At 70.4% G+C, this 3833-nt stretch carries 4 protein-coding genes and 1 pseudogene; all 5 read left to right on the forward strand.

The genetic code is table 11. The annotated features are described in order from the left end of the window. A pseudogene (gene acnA, locus VIB55_RS08950) lies at window positions 1-649 on the forward strand (aconitate hydratase); the annotation flags it as partial. Between the two features lie 172 nt (window positions 650-821). Beyond that, the gene (thiL, locus tag VIB55_RS08955; protein WP_331876317.1) at window positions 822-1835 is read left to right on the forward strand and encodes a thiamine-phosphate kinase; all 1014 of its coding nucleotides are present in this window, start codon (window positions 822-824) and stop codon (window positions 1833-1835) included. Continuing rightward, window positions 1835-2605 carry a lysophospholipid acyltransferase family protein gene (locus VIB55_RS08960; protein WP_331876318.1) on the forward strand — a complete coding sequence of 257 codons (771 nt, stop codon included), beginning with the start codon at window positions 1835-1837 and terminating at the stop codon, window positions 2603-2605. The genes thiL and VIB55_RS08960 overlap by 1 nt, the downstream gene beginning before the upstream one ends. Window positions 2606-2689: 84 nt before the next feature. Then, on the forward strand, window positions 2690-3184 hold the full coding sequence (gene moaC / locus VIB55_RS08965; RefSeq protein ID WP_331876319.1) for a cyclic pyranopterin monophosphate synthase MoaC: 495 nt from the start codon (window positions 2690-2692) through the stop codon (window positions 3182-3184). Between the two features lie 58 nt (window positions 3185-3242). Continuing rightward, window positions 3243-3833, forward strand: a 591-nt coding sequence (locus VIB55_RS08970) for a transglycosylase SLT domain-containing protein (protein WP_331876320.1), incomplete at its 3' end; no start/stop codon positions are given.

A 3833-nucleotide genomic window follows, 5' to 3' on the forward strand; every position in this document is an offset into this window, starting at 1 on the left:
CATCCGCAACCAGCTGGCGCCGGGCACGGAGGGCGGATACACCACGTACTTCCCCGACGACGAGATCACCACGATCTACGACGCGGCCATGCGCTACCAGGGCGACGGAACGCCGCTGGTGGTGCTGGCGGGCAAGGAGTACGGCAGCGGCTCGTCTCGCGACTGGGCGGCGAAGGGACCGTACCTGCAGGGGATCAAGGCGGTGATCGCCGAAACGTACGAGCGCATCCACCGCAGCAACCTGGTGGGAATGGGCGTGCTGCCGCTGCAGTTCCTGAACGGCGAGAGCGTCAAGTCGCACGGGCTGACCGGGCGCGAGCACTTCGACATCGTGGGCGTGGGCGAGGTGATCTCCAGCAACCTGGAAACGCGCGAGGTCACCGTCCGCGCCACGGGCGAGGACGGCGAGGCCAAGGAGTTCCGCGCCCTGGTCCGCATCGACACGCCGCAGGAGGTGCTGTACTACCGCCACGGCGGCATCCTGCAGTACGTGCTGCGCCAGCTTCTCGGCGGCCGTGAGAAGCCGGAAGCCGTTTCGCCGTCCGTCGCCGCGGGCGCGGTGGTGCACAAGGACAAGGACAAAGGTAGCGCCCGGGTGACGGAGGCTGCCCAGGAGTCGTTCCCGGCCAGCGATCCGCCGGCGTACTGAACGGCCAGTGCGAAAGTACTGAGTGCGAGAGTGCGAAAGTAACGGCAAACCGCGCCGGCACCCTTCTCGGGTGCCGGCGCGGTCGTTTCGTGCACAAGGTTTGTAGCCGCGCGCCCGGCGGTCCCCACTTTCGCACTCTCGCACTTTCGCACTTTCGCACTATGTTGTCTGCATGCGCGAACGCCCGCCCGCCACCCCCGGCCCCCGCCTGGCGCCCGGCCCCGAGTTCGACCTGATCCGCGGCTTTCTCGCGAACGGGCCGGCCGAAGGGGCGCGGGCCGACGTGCGCGTGGCTCCCGGCGACGACTGCGCCGTCGTGGCGGCCGAGGGGGTGGCGCTCTCCACCGACATGAGCGTGGAGGGGGTTCACTTCCGCCGCGACTGGCTGACGCCGCACGAGATCGGCTGGCGTGCGGCGGCGGCGGCGCTCAGCGACCTGGCCGCCGTGGCTGCCCGGCCCATCGGCATCCTGGTGTCGCTCGCGGTGCCCACGGAGGACGCGGGCGAGTTCACCCAGCAGCTGATGGCGGGGTGCCGCGAGGCGGCAGAGTCCGTCGGCGGGCTGCTGCTGGGCGGCGATACCACCCGCTCGCCCGGGCCCGTGGTAGTGGACGTCACCGTCGTGGGCGAGGCGCCGCGCCCCGTGCTGCGCTCCGGCGCAAGGCACGGGCACGAGGTGTGGGTCACGGGCGAGCTGGGCGGCGCCGCGGCGTGCGTGGCGGCGCTGGAGGCGGGGAAGCAGCCCAAGCCCGGCGCGCGCGCCCGCTTCGCGCGCCCGGTGCCACGCATCCGCGAGGCCCTGTGGCTGCTGGGCCGCGGCGCTCCCTCCGCCATGATCGATCTTTCCGACGGCCTGGCGGGCGATGCCGCGCACCTCTCTGCTTCCAGCGGCGTGGCCATCCTCCTGGTTCCCGAGTTGATCCCCGTGCATCCGGCGGGCCGCTCACGCACTCGTGAGGCGACGCTGGCGGCCGGCCTTCACGGCGGCGAAGACTATGAACTCTGCTTCACCGCGCCGGTCGGTGCCGTGCAGCCCCACGTAGACGCGTTCGTGCGGGCCTTCGGCGTGCCACTATGCTGCGTGGGCCGCGTGGGTGGGGGTGCCGGCGTGTGGTTCGTGGATGCCGAGGGGCACCGCACTCCCGTGCAGGGCGGCGGATGGCAGCACTTCCGCGACGGCGCCTGATGGGAATCCTGCGGGCGCTCTGGATGGTGTTCTGGATGACGGTCGCCACCTTCACCTACGGGGGAATGGCGATCATCCTGGCGCTGTTCGGCGTGAGGGGGCACCTCTTCGTGGCCTGGTCGCGGCAGTGGGCGCGCATCGCCCTGTGGTCCAGCGGGTCGCGGGCGGTGGCGCACGGGATGGAGAACGTGAAGCCCGGCGAGCCCTTCATCCTGGTGGCCAACCACGTGTCGTGGTTCGACGTGTTCGCCATCGCCGTGCTGCTGAAGGTGGACTTCCACTTCGTCGCCAAGAAGGAGCTGGAGCGGGTGCCCGTCTTCGGCTTGGCGTGGAAGGCCGCGGGGCACATCTCCATCGACCGCAGCAACCGCGAGCGCGCGGTGGAAAGCCTGCGCGTCGCCGGGCAGCAGATGCGCGAGCAGCGGAGCGTGGTGATCATTTTCGCCGAGGGCACGCGCTCGCGCACGGGGCGCCTGCAGCCGTTCAAGAAAGGCGCGTTCGTTCTGGCGCACGAGACGGGCATCCCCATCATCCCCACGGTGGTGACGGGCAGCTACGACATCATGCGCCCCGACACCTTTTCCGTGCGCCCGGCCACCATCCACGTCTACTTCGAGTCGCCGGTGACGGTGCGGCCTGGCGAAGACCTGGAAGCGCTCACGGAGCGGGTGCGCGCCGTGTTCGTGGAGCGCCTCGCCGAAACCGAGTCGATGCCGCCACTGGAGGCTGGCCCGGCAAATCTTTCCGGTCCCGCCCGCCGCATATCCTGATCGCCGCCTCTTGACGAGCCATTCGTTTGCACTCGGCGGTCACGGCCGCCCCACCTGCCTGGGACACCTGCCCCACCATCTCCGATGAGTGACGATCCCGGCTTCACGCACCTGGACCCGCAGGGCCGCCCCCGCATGGTGGACGTGGGCCAAAAGGCGCCCACGCAACGGGTTGCGACCGCGGAGGGCCTGATCCGCATGTCGCCCGACACCCTCGCGGCCATCGTCGAGGGGCGCAGCGCGAAGGGAAACGTGCTCGTGATCGCCCAATTGGCGGGCATCATGGGCGCAAAACGCACCGCCGACCTGATCCCTCTATGCCACCCCCTCCCCCTCGATTCCGTGGAGGTGGAGGTGGCGCCGGACCCCTCTCTCCCCGGCCTGCGGGTGACCGCGACGGCGCGGGTGGAGGCGCGGACGGGCGTGGAGATGGAGGCGCTCACGGCCGTATCGTGCGCGCTGCTCACTGCTTACGACATGTGCAAGGCGCGGGACCGCGGGATGGTCATCGAGGGCGTGCGGCTGCTTCGCAAGGACGGGGGCCGCAGCGGTACCTGGACCGCGCCGGACGGGGGCTGACCCGGCATACCGCTTGCTCTGTTGGGGGCTCGACCTGTGAAGAACGGAGGCTCCACCCATGCATTCAATCATCCTCAAGCTGCAGGCCGAAGTCGAGGCCCGCAAAGCGCCGCGGCTTGAACTGAACGCCGCGGCGCGCACCGCCCTCACCGGGGTGGCGCTGTTCCTGTGCGCGTTCCTGCTGGGCGTGCGCGCCGCGGACGGCCGCGTTGCGGTGCCCTTCGCCAGCAGCTTCGCGGCTTCCGCACCCGAGGGCGTCATCGAGCTTCAGCAGGTGGAGATCGACCGCCTGAAGCGCATCCATGAAAAGTCTGCGCGGTTCGGCATTCCCGCGGACCTCGCCGAGCGCATCGAGGACATCGCCCTGGCCGAGGGGATCGAGCCCGAGGTGGCGTTCGGCCTGGTGCGCGCCGAGAGCGAGTTCAACCGGCGCGCCGTCAGCCCGGTGGGCGCGGTGGGGCTCACGCAGCTGATGCCGTCCACGGCCCGCTACTTCAAGGCCGGCGTGAACCGCAACGACCTGTTCGACCGCGACACCAACCTGCGTATCGGCTTCCGCTACCTGGCCAGCCTAGTCAAGAAGTACGATGGCAACCTGCAGCTGGCCCTGCTGGCCTACAACCGCGGCCCGGAGCGCGTGGACGGGCTT

Source organism: Longimicrobium sp. (assembly GCF_036554565.1).
Taxonomy (GTDB): Bacteria; Gemmatimonadota; Gemmatimonadetes; order Longimicrobiales; family Longimicrobiaceae; genus Longimicrobium.